The following is a 21083-nucleotide window of genomic DNA, read 5'->3' on the forward strand; positions in this document are numbered from 1 at the left end:
GGTTCCTGCTGGGCGCTCAAAAGAAGGCGTCATAGTGCAAGCCGTAGCGCCGGATTTCCACCAGTGTCTGCACTCAAGAGCCTGGCGTTGAGCCTTCGATCACATCTTTGCGTGTGGCCGAGGGTTGACCCGCGGCATTGCGTGCATAGCTGCAAACCGTAACGGGTAGCTGGGATGCCTCAAAGGTAACGCTACCGGTGGTCGGTGCGTAGCGGGCGTCGCTGCTGTCGGCGCAGGACGCTGCGAGCGACCGTACGATATAGGCGTAATAGTGAATAAAACCTGCGTGTTGGTCTTCCCAGGCCAACCGGTAATTCAGGCTGATTTTCGGAGCTGGCGCTGCAGGCATCAAGAACACAGCGTGTGTATACGCATTGTGCAGCAAGGCCGAGGTCAGAGGTTGGCTGCGTGTAGTCAGTCCTATGATGCACAGCACATGTGGGCCCAAGGCTGGGCCGATCGCCTGATTGATATAGGCATCGGTCGATGCCATGGCGCTTTTGTAGCCAGAGGGAACGTCGCAATTCTTGACGCTGTTCACTGTTTTATAACGATAAAAGGGGTCCTCGATGGAAAACCTGACATTCCAGGTGGGCAAGATACTTTGCTGGGTGGCACCTTCTTGTATGTGCACGAAGGGCGGTAGGTTCCAGGGTTCCTCCAGGGTTATCTCGACGGGTTTGAGTTGACAACTCACGGTGTTGTTCAGGAACAGCCCATCGACAAAGCAGTGCCGCAGGTCGTGCGCTGGATAGCTGTAGTTGAACTTGGCTGCTTCACAGGCAGAGGTGTTTTTGCAGTTGTTAAGAATCTCTTTTTTTATCACGGCTGCGACCTTGCTGACGATGCCGGTGATCTCGTTGGTCTGACGATCCAGCATCGGGCTGCCGGAACTGCCGAACTGAAGGTCGTTACAGCGGTTTTTCATGGCGCCGGGAAAGACACCGGGATGTTCGACAAAACTGTCTGTGGTGGACTCCTTGCAGACGCTCATGCGCAAGCCTTTCTGAAGAAATCCGCTTGGTGATCCGACGTTGATCACCTCGCGCTCCCCCGCATACTGATAATGGTCAGCCAGTTTGAGAGGCATGATGCCCTTGGCGATAAGTGTCGCCAGTGTGGTATCCAGCTCGAGAATCGCCAGGTCAGTACCGGCCATGCTGCTCCAAAGAGTGGTTTTAACGTGCGCAGTGTGCTGTTGTTCAGGGACGTCGTAGAAATAGTTGAAGATGATGCTCGCGTCGATGGTTTTGCTGAGGCGTGCGGTGCCATAGCTGAAGAACACGCAGTGCCCGCTGGTCAGTGCGTAGGCCGGGCCGACGGCGTTGCCCTTGCGATTACGGGTATCGAGCAGCACCGCATTGCAGGTGTGGCCGATGGAGTTTTTCAACCGGCCGATACCAGACCACAGCGCATAAGCTTGACTGTGGTTCTGGAGTGCAACGGATGGGGACTGATCGGTCAGCCCTTCTGCCAGGTCTCTGGCACAGGTCAGGCCAGCAAGGCACAGCAGTGCAGGAAGTAGGGCCGGGGTGACGTAGCGCAATAACATAAGGGCTCCTCGGTTTGGGGATTAACGGGTCGTGCCAGTTTTACTTGACCCGTAGAGCCGAGGTGGTGTGCATAGTTATTGAGTGAACCTGCCCTGGCAGGAAGGGAGAAGGGGTATCGAAAGCAAGAGCACCGGTTTGTCGGATGTGTTCGTTTGCACGAACAACAACGATCAAACCGGCGTGCTTGGTTTCATGTTTTCGAGCTTCTTCCAGGGGCACTGTCGGTGTGCCCCCAGCGGCCTTAATCCGTGGTGATCCGCGAATGCTTGCGGGTATCTTTCATGGTCACGTAGACCACCAGCGATACGGCAATACAGGCAGTCACGTACCAGTAGTAGCCGGTTTCCATACCAATGCTCTTGAACCACAGCGCGATGTATTCGGCGGTGCCGCCGAAGATCGATACCGTCAGCGCATAAGGCAGGCCAACGCCCAGGGCACGGATTTCGGTAGGGAACAGTTCGGCCTTTACCACCGCGTTGATCGACGTGTAGCCGCTGACGATGATCAGCGCCGCCATGATCAGGAAAAACGCGCCCCACCAGGTCTGGACGGTATGCAGGGTGGTGAGGATCGGTACGGTGAACAACGTGCCGAGGACGCCGAAGGCAATCAGGATAGGCCGGCGACCGACCTTGTCAGAGAGACCGCCGATAATCGGTTGCAGGCACATGAACAGAAACAGCGTGGCGGCCGAGATGGTGGTGGAGTCGGAAATACTCATGCCGACCGTGTTCACCAGGTATTTCTGCATGTAGGTGGTGTACGTGTAGAACGCCAGCGTGCCGCCCATGGTCAGGCCGACCACGGTCATCAGCTCCTTGGGGTGGCGCATCAAGGTGCGCATGGCGCTTTCCTTGGCTTTTTCTTTCTTGGTGAACGACTCGGTTTCTTCCATGCCGCGGCGCAGATACAGCGCGACTACCGCGCACAGGGCACCGATGGCAAACGGGATACGCCAGCCCCAGGCATACAGCTCTTCGGTGGTGAGGACCTGCTGCAGCACGATCAGCACCGCCAACGCGATGAGCTGACCGGAGATCAGGGTCACATACTGGAAACTGGAGAAGAAGCCGCGACGCTCCTTGGTTGCCATTTCACTCAGGTAAGTGGCTGAGGTGCCGTATTCGCCACCTACCGACAAACCTTGCAGCAAACGGGCGAAGACCAGCAGGATCGGCGCGCCGACGCCGATGGTTTCATAACCGGGGCTGAGCGCAATGATCAGCGAGCCGAAGCACATCAACAATACCGAGGCCATCAGCGCCGCTTTGCGGCCGGCGCGGTCGGCGTACAGCCCCATCAGCCAGCCCCCGATCGGGCGCATCAGGAAGCCTACGGCGAAGATCGCGGCGGTGTTGAGCAATTGGGCGGTGGTGTCGCCTTTGGGAAAGAAAGCCTTGGCGAAGTACAGCGAGAAAGCGGCATAGACGTACCAGTCGTACCACTCGACCATATTGCCGACCGAACCGCTGAAGATCGATTTGATGCGACTGGAGGTGGTGCGTTCTTTTGCCGGCGCGGCTGCCGACCCCAGAGGCAGGGAGTTGGAGTTATCCATTGAAGGATCCTTCATCTAATTGTTTTTGTGGAGCGCGCTCAAGCGCAGCCTGTCGGGGCTATAGCAGGAGTTGTGCCAAGCGGATGAAGGCCCGGGCTAGAAGGGTCCCAGGATTTTTTTGAGCGGAAAGTCGCTGATGTTTTGCAGGGAATGAGCGGAAATCCGCTTACGTTTATCGAAGCGTCCACGGTATGAGTAAGCCTGAGCGCTGGGGCGAGGTTTAAAGAAACATCTCCCGCACCAAGCCATGGCGCTGCATCTTTTCATTCAGCGTACGCCGCGGCAGTTGCAGTTCGGCCAGTACCGCCTTGATATCGCCTTTATGCCGGCTTAGCGCTGCTTTCAAACAATGCGCTTCGAAGGCCTCCTGCTGTGCCGCCAACGATTGTCCGGCCTCGATGGCGTCCGGCTCAGGGTCACCCAGGCCAAGTGCCTGACGTTCGGCGGCGTTGGCCAGTTCGCGTACGTTGCCTGGCCAGTCATGGCTGAGCAGACGCCCCAATTGCGGGCCGCTGAGCGGCGCAACGCTGCGGCCCAGGCGTTCGGCAACTCCCTGGACAAAGTGCTCGAACAACAGCGGAATATCTTCGCGACGTTCGCGCAGGGGCGGCAAGCGCAGTTGTGCGACGGTCAGACGGTAAGCCAGGTCCTCGCGAAAACGACCGGCCCGCGCTTCGTCCAGCAGATCCGGTTTGGTGGCGGCGATAATACGCAAATCCACCTTGATGCTCTGGTTGGAGCCCAGGCGCTCGAGTTTCTGTTCCTGCAATACCCGCAGCAGTTTCACTTGCTGGGCCAGGGGCATGCTTTCGATCTCGTCAAGAAACAAGGTACCGCCGTCGGCGTACTCCAGTTTACCGACGCGCTTGCCTTGGGCGCCGGTGAAGGCGCCGCTTTCATGGCCGAATAGTTCGGCTTCAAACAATTGCTCGGGAATCGCTGCACAGTTCAACGCGACAAACGGCTTCTTCGCCCGCGGCCCGAAGTCATGCAGGCAGCGGGCAACCAGTTCCTTGCCGCTGCCAGTCTCGCCGCGGATCAGCACATTGACCGGCAAGGCCGCGAGGTCTAACACCTGGCGGCGCAAATTCTGCAAGCTGCGAGACACTCCCAACAGGCTCGACTCCAGCTTGGCCCGATGATCAGCCTGCTGATGCAGTCGCCGGTTTTCCAGGACCAGGCCACGTTTGTCCAGGGCCCGGCGCAGGCTGCTGAGCAGCGCGTCGGGGCTGAAAGGTTTTTCCAGGAAATCATAAGCGCCGTCGCGCATGGCTTCGACAGCCATCGGTACATCGCCGTGGCCGGTCAGCAGGATCACCGGCAGGTCGGGGTCGCGCCGTTGTACTTCGGCCAGCAACTCCAGGCCGCTGAGCCCTGGCATGCGCACATCGCTGAGGATCACGCCGGGAAAGTTGCGGGGCAGTTGTGCCAGGCAGTCATCTGCTCGGCTGAACAGCTGCACCTCGAACCCCGAGAGGCTCAGCCATTGTTCCACGGCGGTGCGGATGCTGGCTTCGTCATCGACGATGATCACGGCGTTCAGCATAAATCTGGTGTCTCCAGTGCGATAGGCAGGGTCAGGGTAAAGACGGCGCCGTCATCCAGGTTGCCAGCGCTCAGGTGTCCACCCAATTCATGCACGATAGCGTATGACACTGCCAGCCCGAGGCCGAGCCCATCGCCTACCGGTTTGGTGGTGAAAAACGGGTCAAACACGCTGCCCAGGTGCTCCTCGGCAATCCCGCCGCCGCTGTCACTGACGGTCAGCTGCCAGAGTTGCTGGTCGGCTCGCAGGCAGATTTTCAGGCGTTTGCGTGGTTTATCAGCCATGGCGTCGAGGGCATTGCGCAGCAGGTTGATCAATACCTGTTCCAGGCGGATTGCGTCGCCGCGTACCCAGGCCGGGCGGGTCAGTTCCAACACTGTACCGATGGACTCGTCGCGCAGGCGTGCATCGAGCAAGTGCAGGGCTTGATCCACGACAGTCGACAGGTCCAGGCGTTCGCGCAGGCCGCTGGGGCTTTTGCGGGCGAAGGTCTTGAGATGACCGGTGAGGGCGGCCATGCGCGTGAGCATCTCGTCCAGCGGCGTCAGTGCCTGATAGGCGTCATCGACACGGCCGTGTTCCAGCAACAGGCGCAAGGTGGCCAGTTGCATGCGCTGGGCGGTCAGCGGCTGATTGATCTCGTGGGCCAGGGCGGCAGACATCTGCCCCAGTGCCGCCAGCTTGGCCGATTGCACCAGGCCATCCTGGGCGGTGCGCAGCGCACGCGTGCGCTCTTGCACCAGTTGCTCAAGTTCCTCGCGGCTGCGCTGGCGCAGGCGGGCCAGGCGCCAGCGCTGGGTCAGGAACAGCAGCAGGAACACCAGCGTCAACCATAGGCCCGCCGCTGCGAGGCCGGCGTTGCGTTGGTCTTCGGCAGCGACCTGGGGCTTGCGCAACAGGTGCAGGGTCCAGCCTTCGGCTTTCAGGGGCAGGGATTCCCAAATGTAATTGGCGCTGCCTTGTGGGCCGTCGACTCGCATCAGATGGCTGTTTTCGTCAAAGCGTTGCAGCTCCCGGGTGCCCAGTGGCAGTAGCTGTTTTTTGTCGTACTGACGAGTGGCCTTGAGTTCAGCGCGGTCGGTTTCTGACAGCGGGCGCAAGTTGCGATAACGCCAGCCAGGTTGATTGGCAATAAACACGATACCCCGTGCGTCGCTGACCAGCAGCAGATCATTACCCTGGGCCCATTCGCGCTCCAGCTCCGGGAACTCCAGTTTCACTACCATGGCCCCGATAAACTGTTGGTGCTCGTCGAGTACCGCGCTGGAGAGGAAGTAACCCGGGATTCCGGTGGTTACGCCCACCGCATAAAAACGCCCGGTGCCCTGGCTTCGGGTCTGGATGAAGTAGGGGCGAAATGCGTAGTTATTGCCGACATAACTGCTGGGCAAGCGCCAGTTACTGGCCGCCACCGCCAGGCCGGTACTGTCCATCAACTCCAGGGTGGAGGACTGCGCGGCGCCATTGATTTTCTCCAGCTTGTGGTTCAGCAAGTCCTGGGTGACGGGGTCCAGAGGGCCTTTCAAGGCGCTGATCATTTCCGAATCCAGGGCCAGCACGGCGGGCAGGGCGCGGTAACGTTCGATCAGGGTGTGCAACGAGTTTGCATACAGCGCCAACTGCTGGCTCGCACGTCCGGCATCGTCGACCAGGGACTGGCGCTCAGCCTGGCGGATGGCGACTGCGGCGGCCAGTACGGCACCGGCAATAATCAGCAGGGAGTAGAAGGTCAAACGTAATGGGCGAGGGATCGCGATCATACGAGAATGAACAGCTGCAGGAGGGGGAAGCACCATAACATGCAGCGCTTTGCGGGTGTGACGAGCAAGCCCGCACCACCTGATCGCGTTCGGCAGGACAAAATCGTCAGCCACAAAAAAGGCGACTGCAGCCTATGGCCACAGTCGCCTTTATCTTTGCAGGAGGGTGCTTACTGCACTTCTACTGCCAGGCTTTCACTGATCTTTTTCTGCCAGATGGCGGGACCGGTGATATGCACCGACTCGCCCTTGCTGTCGACTGCGACGGTGACGGGCATGTCCTTGACGTCGAACTCGTAGATCGCTTCCATGCCCAGCTCGGCGAAAGCCACGACGCGGGACTTCTTGATGGCCTGCGCCACCAGGTAAGCCGCGCCGCCCACTGCCATCAGATAGACCGCCTTGTGGTCCTTGATCGCTTCGATAGCGGTCGGGCCGCGCTCGGATTTGCCGATCATGCCCAGCAGGCCGGTCTGCTCAAGGATCTGACGGGTGAACTTGTCCATCCGCGTGGCGGTGGTCGGGCCAGCCGGGCCAACCACTTCTTCGCGCACTGGATCAACCGGGCCGACGTAGTAGATAAAGCGACCCTTGAGGTCCACTGGCAGGGTCTCACCCTTGTTCAGCATTTCGACCATGCGCTTGTGCGCAGCGTCGCGGCCGGTGAGCATCTTGCCGTTGAGCAACACGGTTTCACCCGGCTTCCAGCTTTGCACGTCTTCCGGCGTCAGAGTGTCGAGATTGACGCGACGGGCCGACGGGCCAGCTTCCCAGACGATTTCCGGGTAGGCATCCAGCGGTGGCGCTTCCAGCGACGCCGGGCCGGAACCGTCGAGCACGAAGTGCGCGTGGCGGGTGGCGGCGCAGTTGGGAATCATGCACACCGGCAACGAGGCTGCGTGGGTCGGGTAATCCATGATCTTCACGTCGAGTACGGTGGTCAGGCCACCCAGGCCCTGGGCGCCGATACCCAGTTGGTTGACCTTCTCGAACAGTTCCAGGCGCATCTCTTCGATACGGTTCTTGGGGCCGCGCTTTTTCAGCTCGTGGATGTCGATGGACTCCATCAACACTTCCTTGGCCATCACTGCGGCTTTCTCGGCGGTGCCGCCGATGCCGATGCCCAGCATGCCGGGTGGACACCAGCCGGCGCCCATGGTCGGAACGGTCTTGAGTACCCAGTCGACGATCGAGTCGGACGGGTTGAGCATGGCCATTTTCGACTTGTTCTCGGAACCGCCACCCTTGGCCGCCACGTCCACTTCCACGGTGTTACCCGGGACGATGGAGTAGTGGATCACGGCTGGCGTGTTGTCCTTGGTGTTCTTGCGCGCACCGGCTGGGTCGGCGAGGATCGAAGCCCGCAGGACGTTTTCCGGCAGGTTGTAGGCGCGACGCACGCCTTCGTTGATCATGTCGTCCAGGCCCATGGTGGCGCCATCCCAGCGCACGTCCATACCTACACGTACAAAGACCGTGACGATGCCGGTGTCCTGGCAGATCGGGCGGTGGCCGGTGGCACACATGCGCGAGTTGATCAGGATCTGGGCGATGGAGTCACGGGCCGCTGGCGATTCTTCGCGCAGGTAGGCCTCGTGCATGGCCTGGATGAAGTCAACGGGGTGGTAGTAGGAAATGAACTGCAGGGCGTCGGCAACGCTCTGAATCAGGTCGTCTTGCTTGATCACGGTCATGAGTCGCGCTCCTCTAAAAGACGGGAACATTCAATAAAGGTGTCTTCAGATGGGTGTATCGGTCGCTGAAGGCACCTTTCCAAGACACGCCGAAAGTACTGGCGCGACGCTAAAAAGGCGCGGCAGTATAACCCGGCGCGATGGCCGATACACCCGACGATGGTCAAACTCTGCCGGGCGTGATTTCCTGTGTCCGCCTTTTTGATCCGAGACTTTCCATGCCTGAACTGCACGTCGGCGAACGCCACTGGTCGGTACCCACCGGCAACAACCTGCTGGATGCCCTGAACCAGGCCGGTGTGGCCGTGCCCTCCAGCTGCCGGGCCGGTAGTTGTCATGCCTGCCTGGTACGTTGTCGGGGTGAGGTCCAGGACAAACAACCCGATGCGTTGAGCGCCGCGCAGCGTCAGGAGGGCTGGCGCCTGGCCTGCCAATGCCAGGTTATTGGCGACCTGCAGGTTGAAGCCTTTGATCCGTTGAACGATGGCTTGGCCGCGCGCGTGCTGCGGGTCGATTGGCTCACTCCGTCAGTCCTGCGTCTGCGCCTGCAACCGGAGCGCGGCCTGCGTTATCAGGCGGGCCAGCATCTGGTGTTGTGGGCGGGCAAGGTCGCGCGGCCTTATTCGTTGGCCAGCCTGCCTCAGGTCGACCCGTTCCTGGAGTTTCACCTCGATTGCCGTTTGCCTGGTGAATTCAGTGATGCCGCACGCACGCTCAAGGCTGGCGACAGTCTGCACCTGGGCGAGTTACGCGGCGGGGCGCTGCAGTACGACCCGGACTGGCAGGCGCGACCGCTCTGGCTGATCGGTTCCGGTACGGGGATCGCACCGCTCTGGGGTGTGTTGAGGGAGGCATTGCGCCAGGATCACCAAGGCGCCATCCGCGTGATTCACCTGGCACATGATGACAGCGCCCATTATTTGGCTGAGCCCCTGGCTGCGCTGGCCGCCAGTCATTCCAACCTGACGGTGGAGCTATGGACTGCGGCGCAGTTGGCTGAGGCTTTGGCGCAACTGCGGCTTGTGTCCCGGCAAACACTGGCCTTACTCTGCGGGCACCCTGCCAGCATTGAGGCGTTTTCCAAACGCCTGTTCCTGGCCGGATTGCCGCGCAATCAACTGCTGGCTGATGTGTTCCTGCCTCGTAGTTGAACGCTGATTCTCATTTGCGAGAATGATCATGACTGACGCCATCCTGTTGCAACGCGATCGCGGGCTGCTGATCCTGCAACTCAATCGCCCCGACAAAAAAAACGCCCTGACTCGCGCAATGTACAGTCGATTGGCCGAGGCGCTGGAACAGGCCGATGCAGACCCGACTATCAATGCCGTGTTGATCCAAGGCAGCAGCGAGTGTTTTACCGCTGGCAACGACATTGGCGACTTCCTTGAACAACCGCCCGCGGACCTCGACAGCCCACCGTTTTACTTTATGAAGAGCCTGCTTAATTGCCGCAAACCGGTGGTTGCCGGCGTGGCCGGTGTGGCGGTAGGTATTGGCACCACGCTGCTGCTGCATTGCGATCTGGTGTATGTCAGTCGGGATGCGCGATTGCGTATGCCGTTCGTGAACCTGGGGCTGTGCCCGGAGTTTGGTTCGAGCCTGATCCTGCCGCGTTTGCTCGGGCATGCGAAAGCGGCTGAATTGTTGCTGCTGGGTGAAGAATTTTCGGGCGCGCAGGCGGCTGAATGGGGCATTGCTACCGAGGCGCTGCACAGTGGCGAAGCGGCCTTGGCCAAGGCGCGGGAAATTGCCGAGCGCTTTGAAGTCTTGGCACCGGGAGCGGTGCAGGTGACCAAGCAACTGATGAAAAACGTTGATCGTGAGCAGTTGCGGCAGGTGATCGAGGAGGAGGGGGCGTTGTTTACCCAGCGGTTGAGGTCGCCGGAAGCGATTGCGGCGTTGTCGGGGTTTATCAATCGACGCTAACCAAATGTGGGAGGGGGATTGCTCTCGATAGCGGTGTGTCAGTCAGCCTATCTGTAACTGATCCACCGCAATCGGGAGCAAGCCCCCTCCTACATTGCTTTTCAGCGTGTCACTCAGACCTGCGGGTCGCCCACGTGCAGGATCTTCATGCCATTGGTGCCACCAGTGGTGTGGTAGCTATCGCCTTTGGTCAGGATGACCCAGTCGCCTTTCTCTACGACGCCGCGTTTGACCAGCTCTTCGATAGCCTTTTGGCTGACTTCGTTCGGTGCCAGCGAGGCCGGATCGAACGGAATGGTGTACACGCCACGGAACATCGCCGCGCGGGCCTGGGCTTCGCGGTGTGGCGTGAACGCATAGATCGGCACCGAGGAACGGATGCGCGACATGATCAACGGCGTGTAGCCACTTTCGGTCAGGGCGATGATTGCCTTCACGCCCGGGAAGTGGTTGGCGGTGTACATGGCGGCCAGGGCGATGCTCTGGTCGCAGCTTTCGAAGACCTTGCCGATGCGGTGGCTGGAGGTCTTGCTGGTCGGGTGCTTTTCGGCACCGACGCAGATGCGCGCCATGGCCTGCACAGCTTCCAGCGGGTACGGGCCGGCGGCACTTTCAGCCGAAAGCATCACGGCGTCGGTGTAGTCGAGCACGGCGTTGGCCACGTCGGACACTTCAGCGCGGGTCGGCATTGGGTTCTGGATCATCGACTCCATCATCTGGGTCGCTACGATCACCGCTTTATTGTGGCGGCGTGCGTGCAGAATGATCTTTTTCTGGATGCCGATCAGCTCGGCGTCACCAATTTCCACACCCAGGTCGCCACGGGCAACCATCACGGCGTCGGACGCCTTGATCAGGCCGTCGAGGGTTTCGTCATCGGCCACGGCTTCGGCGCGTTCGATCTTCGCCACCAGCCAAGCGGTTCCGCCGGCTTCGTCGCGCAGTTTACGGGCATATTCCATGTCGGCAGCGTCGCGTGGGAAGGACACGGCGAGGTAGTCCACTTCCATTTCGGCAGCAAGCTTGATGTCAGCCTTGTCTTTTTCGGTCAGGGCTGGCGCGGTCAGGCCACCACCGCGACGGTTGATGCCTTTATGGTCCGACAGCGGGCCACCGATGAGCACGGTGCAGTTCAGTTCGGTGACGGTGGCAGTGTCGACACGCATGACCACACGGCCGTCGTCCAGCAGCAGTTCGTCGCCGACGCCGCAATCCTTGACCAGATCCGGGTAGTCGATACCTACGACCTGCTGGTTGCCTTCGGTCAGCGGATGGCTGGTGGAGAAGGTGAATTTGTCACCGATCTTCAGCTCGATCCGCTTGTCGGCAAACTTGGCGATGCGGATTTTCGGGCCTTGCAGGTCACCCAGCAGGGCGACGAAGCGACCGTGCTTGGCCGCGAGGTCGCGCACCAGCTTGGCGCGAGCCTTGTGCTCGTCCGGGGTGCCGTGGGAGAAGTTCAGACGGGCAACGTCCAGACCAGCCAGAATCAGCTGTTCGAGGACTTCCGGCGAGTTACTGGCCGGGCCAAGGGTGGCGACGATTTTGGTACGACGGACGGACATGCACGGACTCCTGAGTTCTAGCGCTGGGGAAGGCTACTATGCTCTTTGGCTGTAGTCATTGTTCGTTTGCACTACTTATTGTTGATTAGCTTGTTTTCGCTCTGTGGGGCAGGTGAACAGTCTTGAAGATTTTCGCATAGGGGTCGATACACTGCTCAAGACAGGAGAGCCCTCATGAGAATTGTGATCATTGTTGCTTTGGCGGTTGGTGTTGCTGGCTGTACCCGTTGGTCGATGGACCATCATTTGAATAACGCCTATCGGGCCTACAACGTGGGCGATTGTGAGCGGGTTACCCTCGAACTGTCGCAGGTCGACCGGCAGAGTCGGTCCCGTCGCTATGTGCAACCCGAGGTGTCGATGTTGCGCGGGCAGTGCCTGGAGCGCCAGAAGCTGTTTGTCGACGCGGTGCAAACCTATCAATTCATCATCAGCCAATACCCTGCGAGCGAGTACGCGTTCCGCGCCCGTGCCCGACTCGATACGCTGGCGCAACTGGGGCACTACCCGGCGGGCCGAGCCAACCAGGCCAGGCCGGCGGCATTGTGATGATATTTATCATTTGACTGCTGGCCTCTTGCCCTAGGAGAGCTATTCTTTGAAAGTGTGTTTGTATAACCCCGTATCCGGCAGCTGTAATGTGGCATAGCGCGGTCTGTTGAGGGGGGGGGAAGGGCTGCTGGCGACGGCGGCCCGTTCCGAATCACTGGAGCGGCCAGATTCATGGCCATTGGATGGCGACTTCATCATGTTTACCCACCGGCGAATTGAACGACACCAGTTACCATGCTTTTTGCGGGTTTTTAACCGCCATACGGATAAGCTCATCGGATACTTGGGCAATGTTTCCGAGGAGGGTCTTATGTTGGTCAGTCAATTGCCGATGATGGTCGACATGGATTTTGAGCTGTGCTTGAAGGTTCCAGGGCCTGGGGACGATGTACAGGTCATTGACCTTACTGCCAGATGCCTGTGGAGCCATGAAGATATCAATCCCCGGCACTATGATTCGGGGTTCCGTGTAGTGCAGGCCTCCCTTGAGTATCAGTCGTTGATCAATGCGCTGTTGCATTATTTCAGCTTTGATCCCTTACAGGCTTCGGCCTAGCTACCACTAGAGTGCCCCGGCTTTTTTCCAGCCCATATAGCGTGTCACCAGTGCTGCGCCCAGCTCCGAAGGACGGGCGTCCAGCAACGCCAGGTCCTGGGTCTTCAAGCGGTCATGGAGTTCTTCCCGGGCATTGAGATAATCGACGGCGCCACAGTAGGCGAGGGCTTGGGGCAGGGTTTGCACGGGATCTCGGCGCAATTGATCGAGGACTTCTTCGCGAAGGCTGGCGACCAGTACGCGGTGCTGGCGGTTGATTCGCTTGACGGCTGTCAGTAGCTCTTCATCGTCTTCATCCCGCAAATTGGTCACCACAATCACCAGTGCTCGACGTTTCTGGCGGGCCAGCAGTTGGCTGGCGGCTGCCTGATAGTCGGCAGTACGGCGGGTGGTATCCAGGTCATATACGGCGTTGAGCAACTGGTTCAGTTGGCCGCTGCCCTTGACCGGCGCCAGGTAGCGTGGCTGTTCCCCGGCAAAGGTGCACAAACCTACTGCATCGCCCTGGCGCAGAGCCACATAGCTGAGCAGCAGGCAGGCATTGAGGGCGTGGTCGAAATGCGACAACTCGCCATCCTGGCTGCGCATACGCCGGCCACAGTCCAGCATCAGCACAATCTGTTGGTCACGCTCATCCTGGTATTCCCGGGCAATCGGCGTGCGCTGGCGAGCTGTAGCCTTCCAGTCGATCTGCCGCAGGCTGTCACCCTCGCGATACTCACGCAATTGGTGAAACTCCAGCCCAGGCCCGCGCCGCTGGCGCTGGCGTACGCCGAGCTGGCTGAGCCAGTTGTCTACCGCCAACAACTGCGCACCGTAGAGCCGCGCGAAATCCGGATACACCCGTGTGACATCACTGACGGGTATATGGCGCCGTGCCAACCACAACCCGAATGGGCTGGGCAGATGGATTTCGCAGTGCTCAAAGTTGAAGTGCCCACGGCGCAAAGGGCGCAGGCGATAACCCAGCTCACTGTTTGCTCCGGGTCGCAGAGCGATGGATTGAGGCAGATTGTCCACGCTCAGGCCATCCGGCACGTGATCGAACACGCTCACGGCCAATTCATGCGGGTAGTTATGGTCCAGGGTGATTCGCACGTCGCTCCAACGCCCCAATGCCAGGCTGCCGGGAATCTGCCGTCGGACGTTAGGCGAGGGGCGGCGCTGCAGGCGGCCGCCATCCAGCAGGGCCAACAGTAACAGGGCCAGGAGCAAGCCCCAGGCCACTGAGTGAAGGGTGTCCGGCACGTTGAACTGCAAGGCTGCAAAGGTGCCGAGTACGATATTCAGGCCTAGCAGCGCCGCGAGCCAGGTCAACAGTAGGCGAGTGGGTCTCATGGGCGTGTCATTGTCGTGGCGCCGGCACTTGGTCCAGCAGCTGTTTGAGTACTTGATCCACCTCCAGTCCGTCGATATCCAGCTCTGGAGCGATACGTACTCGATGGCGCAGTACGGCCAGGGCACCGTCCTTGACGTCGTCGGGGGTCACGAATTCGCCACCGCGCAGCAAGGCCCGAGCACGGGCTCCCTGGACCAGTGCAATGGACGCGCGTGGGCCAGCGCCGATGCTCAGGCCGGGCCAACTGCGCGTGGTGCGGGCCAGGCGTACGGCGTAGTCGAGTACTTGTTCGTCCAGTGCCAGCGCACTGGCGACTTGCTGCAACAGCAGCACATCGCTGGCTTGCAGCACGGTGCGCAGTGGCTGTACATCGAGCATGTCGGCGCGGGATGAACGAGTCACCTCGCGGACCATATCGAGCTCTTGCTGTGCCTCGGGGTAATCCATTCGCACCTTGAGCATGAAACGGTCGAGCTCGGCCTCCGGTAGTGGATAGGTGCCTTCCTGTTCGATAGGGTTCTGGGTTGCCAGCACCATGAATGGCTGCCCGATGGGCAAGGCTTCGCCTTCCAGGGTGACCTGGCGTTCTTGCATGGCTTCGAGCAATGCAGCCTGGGTTTTCGCCGGTGCCCGGTTGATCTCGTCCGCCAGTAGCAGATGGGTGAAAACTGGGCCCTTTCGCAATTTGAATTGTTCGGTATGCAGGTCGTACACCGCATGCCCGGTGACGTCGCTGGGCATCAGGTCCGGGGTAAACTGGATGCGTGCGAACTCACCGTCGAAACAGCGGGCCAAGGCACGCACCAGCAGGGTCTTGCCCAGGCCGGGAACGCCTTCGAGCAACACATGGCCGCCAGCGATCAACGCAACCAGAACCTCGTCGATCACCCGGTCCTGGCCGATCACCGCTTTTCGCAGTTCGGTACGCAGAGCCTGGGCCAACTGGCTGGCCCGTTGCCGTGTCAGCGCGTCGTCGGCGGTCGGGGAGGGGTCAACTGGATGTTCGATCATAAGGCATTCCTGAGAGTTTGCAGGTAGGCCACCTGGCGGCTGAAGTCGACACTGGAAAGTCGTTTTGCCGGGAGTGGGCCCAAGGCTTGGCTGATGATAAGGGCTGGCTGGTGGGTCAGGCGTTCCAGGGCTTGCCACTGCTCATCGGCATCAAGGTGTTCAAATCCGGGATGGCGGCGCCGGGCGGTGCGCAGAATGTCGCGTTGCAAGGCTTGCAACAAGCTGTTTTGACCGCTGCGGCGCAGCAGGAAGTCGGCGCTGGCATTCAAGTGTTCCTGCAACTGTCGTCGTGCCCTGGGCGCGGGCGCCTGGACAGGCCCCTGGCGCATGGCAGCCTGCCACAGGCCTAGAAGGATCAAGGCCGCGAGCGCGACAAGCGCTTGTGGGAAGTAGCGCAACAACAGGCTGAACAGGTCTTCGGCGTCATTGTTCGACAGTAGCGTGACATCAGTGCCCTGAGTCAGGTGCCAGAGCAGCCAGGCGTTGTCGTGCAAGGCAATGGCTGGGGTTTTCCATAGCTCGCTATCGGTGATTACGGTGACTTTGCCTTGCCCGAGATGAAGCTGCATCAGGTGACTGGCCTTGGCGCTGTTGGCCGAGAACTGAGCCAGGTGCCTGGGGTCGATGAGATGGAAGTCGGTATCGAAACTGAAAAAGGTAGGGTCGGTTTCGTTGTCGACATACAGTCGGGTGAGGTCGGGTTTGTTGCGTTTACGATGCAGGGCTGTCTGATCGAAGTTTTCACTGAACAGTTGGCGCAACTGCAAGCGATCAAGCAACAGGTCACCGCTGGCCTGGGTTTCGTCATCCCAGATGGCTTCGGCCACCAGCAACAGATGGCCGCCGGCCTTGGTCCAGGCCAGCAACTGTTCTACCCTGCGTGGCGACATGTGGCTGCGTTCACCAAGTAACAGCAGGCTGTTGCCATTGGGAGGAAGGCTGGCCAGGTGTTCAAGGTTGTTGACGTGCGCGACGCTCAGGCCCTGCTTGCGCAGGAAGTGCTCGGCCGCGAGGTACGGGTTGGCCTGGGCTTCAGGGGAGGGGCCGCGATCCACCACTTCTTCATAGGGGATTGCCTTGTGCCAGGCGTAAAAACCACCAGCCACCAGTAGGCAACTGAGCAGTAACCCGAGTCCCAGCAGTGGCCGATTCATTGCCCCCCCTCAGGGCCGAACAAGGCTCGCCAATTGTTGCACAGCTGGTTTTGAGCCTGGGTTGGCGGCAGGCGATGGCCATAGGCGAGGTTCTGCCAATGTCGGGTCAAGTCATCGCTGAACGCTAGTAGTTGCGGTTGTTGCAGATGGCGAACTTGCTCCAGGACCTGAGCTTCCGTATCGGCGCTTTTCAACGGCAGGTTGAAGTCATGGAGTAGCCGGCTGAGCAAGCCGCGATAAAGCAGGCCGAGGGCTTCCCGTGGGTGTGTCGACCAAAGTTGTTCGGCGCTTGCTGCGATATCGTCGGGTAGCGTCCGGGCATTCAGGTCCAGGCCGAACAGTTGCGTGGGTGCAGGTTTGGTGGGCGTGGGTTGGCGAATGCTGGGGCCGCTGACAAAGGTGCGCAGCCAATCGCGGTAGCGCCAGATCATCAAGGTGAGAGCGCCTGCCAAGGCCGCCCATAACAGCACTTCGAGCATTTGGGCCAAGGGCTTCAATGTGTTGCTGTTAAGGTTGTCCAGCAGCGATTTCAGCCAGGCGGGCAGATGCGCCTCGCTATCCTGCCCTGGTTTTTTGCCAGGTTTTTCGTCGCCGAAGCGATAATGCGTGACGGTTTCCGGGTGCTTGAATGGCGGTTGCTCCAGCAGTGCCTTGATCGACTGGTGGGCAGCTTGGGGGCTCAAGGCTTCCAGCGGTTCTCCGGCCATGGCGCGTGGTGCTGGTGCAATCAGCACCAGGCCGATCGCCAGCAACATGACCGTAGCAACTGAAGCCAGGCGTTGGCGCAACCGGCGGAACACCAGTTCCAGGTCCCAGGCTTCCAACACGGTTCTCCGGTTCAGGTAGAGGCTGAATCCACACGCTACATAGATCGGCTCCCAGAACACCAGGACCAGGGCGTAAAGAGCATTGCTCAGGTGCTCCAGCCAGAACCAGTCCTGTTCGCTGGCAAGTGCCAGTTGTTGCCAGTCCCAATCCAGCTCAACCTGATAGGGCAGAAACAGGTAGAGCAACGCCATCAGGCCGACCCACAGCACTATTTCAAGATGCATGCCGATAAGCGTCAGCCAGCGGGCGGCACCGGCATTACGTTGTTGAAGTATTCCCTGGCGTTGCTGGCGGGCCTGCCCCTTGAGACCTTCGAGTTGCACCACGGGCATCAGGAAGCTGCGACTGAGGCTAAAGCGCCGCCAGGTCAGGCTGGCCAGCAATTGGCCCTTGAGCAGGTATGGCCATTGGCGGACGGCTTGCTTGAGGGTCGGCGTCTCGCCAAACAGGACTTTGGACAGGATGTACAGCGGCAGGCGGTCAAATGCGGGTTTCAACCACCAGAACAGCAGCATTGCGAGGGAAGGGTGGTCCCACAGCATAAGGCAGAGCAGGGCAAAAACCGGCAGGCTCACCAAGGCCCAACTGCCCATCAGTAACACACGGTGCTCGCGGGCCAGCAACACGCCCAGGTCCATGGCTTCCCAGGACGTGCGGGGACGAATCACTACGCTGGCATCACTCAGGCGCATGCTGACTCCGACCGGCGAACAGCAGATAAATGGCTACCACTGCCCAGAGCGCGGCCCCCACCAGGTATTTGACCCAAGGCTTCACGGAAGTCATGGAGGACCAATAGGCTTCTATAAACGCTGCGATCAGCAGCAATAAAATAACCCCGCAGATCATCTGTACGCTTTTGCGGGCCTCCAGGCGCAGCGCTTCGCCTCGAGGCAAAGCCCCGGGCGCAATCAGCGCCCAGCCCAGTTGCAGGCCTGCCGCCCCGGCCAGGGCGATGGCTGTCAGTTCAAAGGCGCCATGGCCGACAACAAATGACCAGAAAGTCTGCCCGTAGCCGATTTCTGTGAGATGACCGGCAACAGCCCCGATCATCAGGCCATTGAAAAACAGGAAGAACACGCTGCCCAGGCCAAACAGCAAGCCACCGGCGAATGTCTGGAACGCGATGCCGATGTTATGCATGACGTAATAACCGAACATCATCCAGTCTTCACTCGATGCCCGTTCGGCGGCGAGCCCCAAGCGGCTGACGGCGGGGTCGTACATGTTCTGCATCTCGGTGACTTGTTGCGGGTTGACGATGCTGTAGATCAGGCCCGGAAACAGGTAGACCAGCAATGCAATGCCGATCAAGCTGCCGAAGAACAGCAGGCTGGCCACTAGGACGAATCGCCACTGTTCACGAACCAGTCGGGGGAAACCGGCCAGCAGAAAACTCAGGATGTTGGCAGCCAGTCGGCTACGGTGGCGATACAACTGTTGATGGCCGCGTAGCGCCAATTGTTGCAATGGGTCTACCAGATAGCTGCTGTAGCCTCGCTCCTGGGCCAGGGCCAGATGCTGGCACAGGCGTCGGTAGTCACGGGGGAAGCTGGCCAGGTCCTGGGCTTTTGCCTTGCCCTGCTCGAGCTGTTGCAGTTGAGCCGCAAAAGCTTGCCATTGTGGTTGGTGCCGGTTTTCGAAAAGGCTCTGTTTCATGCGGGCCCCAACAACCCGCGGGCAACGCCGTTGAGTTGTTCTGCTGCACGCGCTGGCGGAACCTGCAAGGGCGTGGCGAGAATGGCGGCCAGTTCGTGGACGCGTTCGGCTGACAGTTCTCCCTGGCGTTCGGCGAAACCGAGAATCGCGCGCTGCTCGTTCAGGTCAAGCGCAAAAGGCAGGCTCAGGGCTGCTGCCTGTGGCAGTTGTGGCCGCATCAGTGGCCGCTGGCGATAGATCACCAGGGTGCCACCTGCGATGTCGCCCAGGCGCTTGAAGTGGGGATGCTGCAGACAACTGATAGCACCCAGGAAGTAACCGAACGGCAGCATGTCGACAAATCGCAGCAAGTTACGGATCAGCGACGCGGACCAGCCGATGGGCGTGCCGTCGTCCTGTACTACCTGCAGGCCCATGATCTGTTTACCAGGCGAGCACCCCTGGTTGAGTACTTCAAACAGCACCATGTACCACCAGCTGACGAGGAACAGCAGAATAGCGCCCAGGCCGACACCCAGGTTGCCGAGAAAGGCCAGGGCGATATACAGGATGCCGAGCACAAGGCCGCGCAAGCCCAAGTCGAAACCGAACGCCAGCGCACGAGGCGCCAGGCCGGCGGGGCGTAGCGGCAGGTCGATGCCCTCTGGGGTCTCGATCTGGTAGCGGGTATCCAGTGGCGCGGATGGCATTGCGTTCTCTGTCAGTACGAAATGGTTGGATATGGGGCGGCCTTCACGGCTCGCCGGTTCATTAAGAACGGTCGATGCTAGCAGTGTCGTCGGTGCAAGTAACACCTCAAAATGCGCCAAGGTTTCACTGAATGTTTATCCAGTGCATATGACGCTGGCCCCAACTGTGGTTCAGCGCCTAGACTTTGTCGGTCTTCAGCACAGGAATAGCCCGTGACCTCGATCTTCTGGTACGACTATGAAACCACCGGCATCAATCCGCGTAACGACCGCCCGCTGCAGGTGGCCGGGATTCGAACCGACCTCGAACTCAACGAAATCGGACCGCCGGTCAACCTCTACTGCCAACCCAGTGATGACATCCTGCCGCATCCAGCGGCGTGCATGATCACCGGCATAACGCCCGGCCAACTTGCGGAAAAAGGCCTGGCAGAGGCTGATTTCATGACGCGCGTACACACGGAGCTGGCGGCTACTGGCACCTGTGGTGCGGGTTACAACACTCTGCGTTTCGATGATGAAATGACGCGCTACAGTTTGTACCGCAATTTTTTCGACCCTTATGCGCGGGAATGGCAGGGCGGCAACAGTCGCTGGGACTTGATTGATGTGGTGCGTACAGCCTATGCCCTGCGCCCGGAGGGCATTGTCTGGCCGGAGCAGGACGGGCGCGTGACCCTCAAACTCGAGCGCCTGACGGCAGCCAATAGGATCGACCATGGCCAGGCTCACGATGCCTTGTCGGATGTGCGCGCCACCATCGCCTTGGCCCGGTTGATTCGTGACAGGCAGCCCAAGCTCTACCACTGGCTGTTTCAGCAGCGCAGCAAGCAGCGAGTCATGGACCAGATCCGGTTACTACAACCCATGGTGCATATCTCCGGGCGCTTCTCAGCCGAGCGTCATTATCTTGGGGTGGTCCTGCCGCTGGCTTGGCACCCGCGCAATCGCAACGCCCTGATCGTCTGTGACCTGGGTCTTGATCCCGCGGGGTTGCTGAGCCTGGATGCCGAGACTTTGCGCCAGCGCCTGTATACCCGACGGGATGAGCTGGCAGACGGCGAGTTGCCGGTGCCGCTCAAGTTGATACATATCAATCGTTGCCCGGTGGTGGCGCCGTTGAATGTGTTGCGGGCCGAAGATCGGCAGCGTCTGAACCTGGATATGGGTGAATTTCAGGCCAGGGCGCTGCGACTAACTGACGCACAGGAAGTTTGGCGCGACAAATTACCGGCGATTTATGCCGAAGAAGAATTTGCTTCATGCGCCGATCCTGAGCAACAGCTGTATGACGGTTTTATCGGCGACCGTGACCGGCGTTTATGTGAGCAAGTCCGGGCGGCGGAACCTGCACAGTTGGCGCGCCAGCCATGGCCTTTTGATGATGACCGATTACCGGAATTATTGTTTCGCTACCGCGCCCGTAACTTTGCTGAAACCTTGAACAGCGAAGAGCAACAACGCTGGAAGCTCTTCTGTCAGCAACGTTTGTCGGACGCTGCGTACGGAGCGCCAAATACCTTCGAGAGTTTCAATCTAGCCAGGCTCGAGTTGTACGTTAGTGCTACAACGTTTCAGCGTCAGGTGCTTGATCAATGGCAGGCGTATGCCGACTCTTTATGTCAGCGCCTGAGTCTGTAATCGGTTTTCAAGAAAATCCACGCAATAAAAAACGCCAGCAAGCTGG

General features: G+C 59.9%; 17 protein-coding genes. 5 read left to right on the top strand and 12 right to left on the bottom strand.

The genetic code is table 11. The features are described 5' to 3' along the window. Nucleotides 1-73: 73 nt before the first annotated feature. From OQ460_RS05655 to OQ460_RS05675, 5 genes are all read right to left on the bottom strand, one after another. Nucleotides 74-1552: a trypsin-like serine peptidase gene (locus OQ460_RS05655; RefSeq protein WP_410020890.1), complete on the bottom strand. Its 1479-nt coding sequence runs from the start codon at nucleotides 1550-1552 to the stop codon at nucleotides 74-76. Nucleotides 1553-1794: 242 nt separating this feature from the next. Next, the gene (locus OQ460_RS05660; RefSeq protein WP_410020891.1) at nucleotides 1795-3114 is read right to left on the bottom strand and encodes an MFS transporter; all 1320 of its coding nucleotides are present in this window, start codon (nucleotides 3112-3114) and stop codon (nucleotides 1795-1797) included. A gap of 220 nt (nucleotides 3115-3334) precedes the next feature. Then, a complete protein-coding gene (locus OQ460_RS05665) occupies nucleotides 3335-4660 on the bottom strand; it encodes a sigma-54-dependent transcriptional regulator (RefSeq protein WP_410020892.1) in 1326 nt (441 codons plus the stop codon). After that, a complete protein-coding gene (locus tag OQ460_RS05670) occupies nucleotides 4654-6420 on the bottom strand; it encodes a sensor histidine kinase (protein ID WP_410020893.1) in 1767 nt (588 codons plus the stop codon). The genes OQ460_RS05665 and OQ460_RS05670 overlap by 7 nt, the downstream gene beginning before the upstream one ends. Before the next feature lie 170 nt (nucleotides 6421-6590). Continuing rightward, a complete protein-coding gene (locus OQ460_RS05675) occupies nucleotides 6591-8114 on the bottom strand; it encodes a fumarate hydratase (protein WP_410020894.1) in 1524 nt (507 codons plus the stop codon). Between the two features lie 218 nt (nucleotides 8115-8332). On the opposite strand from OQ460_RS05675, the gene OQ460_RS05680 reads away from it, so the two are divergent. After that, nucleotides 8333-9265: an iron-sulfur-binding ferredoxin reductase gene (locus OQ460_RS05680; protein WP_410020895.1), complete on the top strand. Its 933-nt coding sequence runs from the start codon at nucleotides 8333-8335 to the stop codon at nucleotides 9263-9265. A gap of 28 nt (nucleotides 9266-9293) precedes the next feature. After that, entirely contained in the window at nucleotides 9294-10043 is a 750-nt protein-coding gene (locus OQ460_RS05685) for an enoyl-CoA hydratase-related protein (RefSeq protein WP_410020896.1), read from the top strand. 113 nt (nucleotides 10044-10156) lie between these two features. Here OQ460_RS05685 and pyk read toward each other — a convergent pair whose 3' ends face one another. Next, on the bottom strand, nucleotides 10157-11608 hold the full coding sequence (pyk, locus tag OQ460_RS05690; protein ID WP_410020897.1) for a pyruvate kinase: 1452 nt from the start codon (nucleotides 11606-11608) through the stop codon (nucleotides 10157-10159). Nucleotides 11609-11782: 174 nt separating this feature from the next. Between pyk and OQ460_RS05695 the strand changes: the two genes are divergently transcribed. Together OQ460_RS05695 and OQ460_RS05700 are read left to right on the top strand one after the other, a co-directional pair. Further along, nucleotides 11783-12157, top strand: coding sequence for a tetratricopeptide repeat protein (locus tag OQ460_RS05695; RefSeq protein WP_410020898.1), 375 nt, complete (start codon nucleotides 11783-11785; stop codon nucleotides 12155-12157). 199 nt (nucleotides 12158-12356) lie between these two features. Further along, on the top strand, nucleotides 12357-12716 hold the full coding sequence (locus tag OQ460_RS05700) for a PilZ domain-containing protein (RefSeq protein ID WP_410020899.1): 360 nt from the start codon (nucleotides 12357-12359) through the stop codon (nucleotides 12714-12716). 6 nt (nucleotides 12717-12722) lie between these two features. Here the strand turns inward: OQ460_RS05700 and OQ460_RS05705 are convergent, their stop codons facing one another. The 6 genes from OQ460_RS05705 to OQ460_RS05730 are packed head-to-tail and all read right to left on the bottom strand — an operon-like array spanning nucleotide 12723 to nucleotide 19396. Next, nucleotides 12723-14054, bottom strand: coding sequence for a DUF58 domain-containing protein (locus tag OQ460_RS05705; RefSeq protein WP_410020900.1), 1332 nt, complete (start codon nucleotides 14052-14054; stop codon nucleotides 12723-12725). Between the two features lie 7 nt (nucleotides 14055-14061). Continuing rightward, nucleotides 14062-15066 carry an AAA family ATPase gene (locus tag OQ460_RS05710; protein WP_410020901.1) on the bottom strand — a complete coding sequence of 335 codons (1005 nt, stop codon included), beginning with the start codon at nucleotides 15064-15066 and terminating at the stop codon, nucleotides 14062-14064. Next, complete coding sequence (locus OQ460_RS05715) at nucleotides 15063-16220, bottom strand: DUF4350 domain-containing protein (RefSeq protein ID WP_410020902.1); 1158 nt, start codon at nucleotides 16218-16220, stop codon at nucleotides 15063-15065. The genes OQ460_RS05710 and OQ460_RS05715 overlap by 4 nt, the downstream gene beginning before the upstream one ends. Further along, complete coding sequence (locus tag OQ460_RS05720; protein ID WP_410020903.1) at nucleotides 16217-17740, bottom strand: DUF4129 domain-containing protein; 1524 nt, start codon at nucleotides 17738-17740, stop codon at nucleotides 16217-16219. Before OQ460_RS05720 ends, OQ460_RS05715 begins: the two co-directional genes overlap by 4 nt. Continuing rightward, nucleotides 17727-18707: a stage II sporulation protein M gene (locus tag OQ460_RS05725; protein ID WP_410020904.1), complete on the bottom strand. Its 981-nt coding sequence runs from the start codon at nucleotides 18705-18707 to the stop codon at nucleotides 17727-17729. Before OQ460_RS05725 ends, OQ460_RS05720 begins: the two co-directional genes overlap by 14 nt. Then, entirely contained in the window at nucleotides 18704-19396 is a 693-nt protein-coding gene (locus tag OQ460_RS05730) for an RDD family protein (protein ID WP_410020905.1), read from the bottom strand. Before OQ460_RS05730 ends, OQ460_RS05725 begins: the two co-directional genes overlap by 4 nt. Nucleotides 19397-19609: 213 nt before the next feature. Between OQ460_RS05730 and sbcB the strand changes: the two genes are divergently transcribed. Beyond that, on the top strand, nucleotides 19610-21037 hold the full coding sequence (sbcB, locus tag OQ460_RS05735) for an exodeoxyribonuclease I (RefSeq protein WP_410020906.1): 1428 nt from the start codon (nucleotides 19610-19612) through the stop codon (nucleotides 21035-21037). The last annotated feature ends 46 nt before the right edge of the window (nucleotides 21038-21083 follow it).

The sequence above is a fragment of the Pseudomonas imrae genome (assembly GCF_046352735.2).
Taxonomy (GTDB): Bacteria; Pseudomonadota; Gammaproteobacteria; order Pseudomonadales; family Pseudomonadaceae; genus Aquipseudomonas; species Aquipseudomonas imrae.

What these genes read in the sequence shown, in the direction of transcription:
- OQ460_RS05655 (WP_410020890.1), bottom strand. Translation starts at nt 1,552, where the DNA reads ATGTTATTGCGCTACGTCACCCCGGCCCTACTTCCTGCACTGCTGTGC.
- OQ460_RS05660 (WP_410020891.1), bottom strand. Translation starts at nt 3,114, where the DNA reads ATGGATAACTCCAACTCCCTGCCTCTGGGGTCGGCAGCCGCGCCGGCA.
- OQ460_RS05665 (WP_410020892.1), bottom strand. Translation starts at nt 4,660, where the DNA reads ATGCTGAACGCCGTGATCATCGTCGATGACGAAGCCAGCATCCGCACC.
- OQ460_RS05670 (WP_410020893.1), bottom strand. Translation starts at nt 6,420, where the DNA reads ATGATCGCGATCCCTCGCCCATTACGTTTGACCTTCTACTCCCTGCTG.
- OQ460_RS05675 (WP_410020894.1), bottom strand. Translation starts at nt 8,114, where the DNA reads ATGACCGTGATCAAGCAAGACGACCTGATTCAGAGCGTTGCCGACGCC.
- OQ460_RS05680 (WP_410020895.1), top strand. Translation starts at nt 8,333, where the DNA reads ATGCCTGAACTGCACGTCGGCGAACGCCACTGGTCGGTACCCACCGGC.
- OQ460_RS05685 (WP_410020896.1), top strand. Translation starts at nt 9,294, where the DNA reads ATGACTGACGCCATCCTGTTGCAACGCGATCGCGGGCTGCTGATCCTG.
- pyk (WP_410020897.1), bottom strand. Translation starts at nt 11,608, where the DNA reads ATGTCCGTCCGTCGTACCAAAATCGTCGCCACCCTTGGCCCGGCCAGT.
- OQ460_RS05695 (WP_410020898.1), top strand. Translation starts at nt 11,783, where the DNA reads ATGAGAATTGTGATCATTGTTGCTTTGGCGGTTGGTGTTGCTGGCTGT.
- OQ460_RS05700 (WP_410020899.1), top strand. Translation starts at nt 12,357, where the DNA reads ATGTTTACCCACCGGCGAATTGAACGACACCAGTTACCATGCTTTTTG.
- OQ460_RS05705 (WP_410020900.1), bottom strand. Translation starts at nt 14,054, where the DNA reads ATGAGACCCACTCGCCTACTGTTGACCTGGCTCGCGGCGCTGCTAGGC.
- OQ460_RS05710 (WP_410020901.1), bottom strand. Translation starts at nt 15,066, where the DNA reads ATGATCGAACATCCAGTTGACCCCTCCCCGACCGCCGACGACGCGCTG.
- OQ460_RS05715 (WP_410020902.1), bottom strand. Translation starts at nt 16,220, where the DNA reads ATGAATCGGCCACTGCTGGGACTCGGGTTACTGCTCAGTTGCCTACTG.
- OQ460_RS05720 (WP_410020903.1), bottom strand. Translation starts at nt 17,740, where the DNA reads ATGCGCCTGAGTGATGCCAGCGTAGTGATTCGTCCCCGCACGTCCTGG.
- OQ460_RS05725 (WP_410020904.1), bottom strand. Translation starts at nt 18,707, where the DNA reads ATGAAACAGAGCCTTTTCGAAAACCGGCACCAACCACAATGGCAAGCT.
- OQ460_RS05730 (WP_410020905.1), bottom strand. Translation starts at nt 19,396, where the DNA reads ATGCCATCCGCGCCACTGGATACCCGCTACCAGATCGAGACCCCAGAG.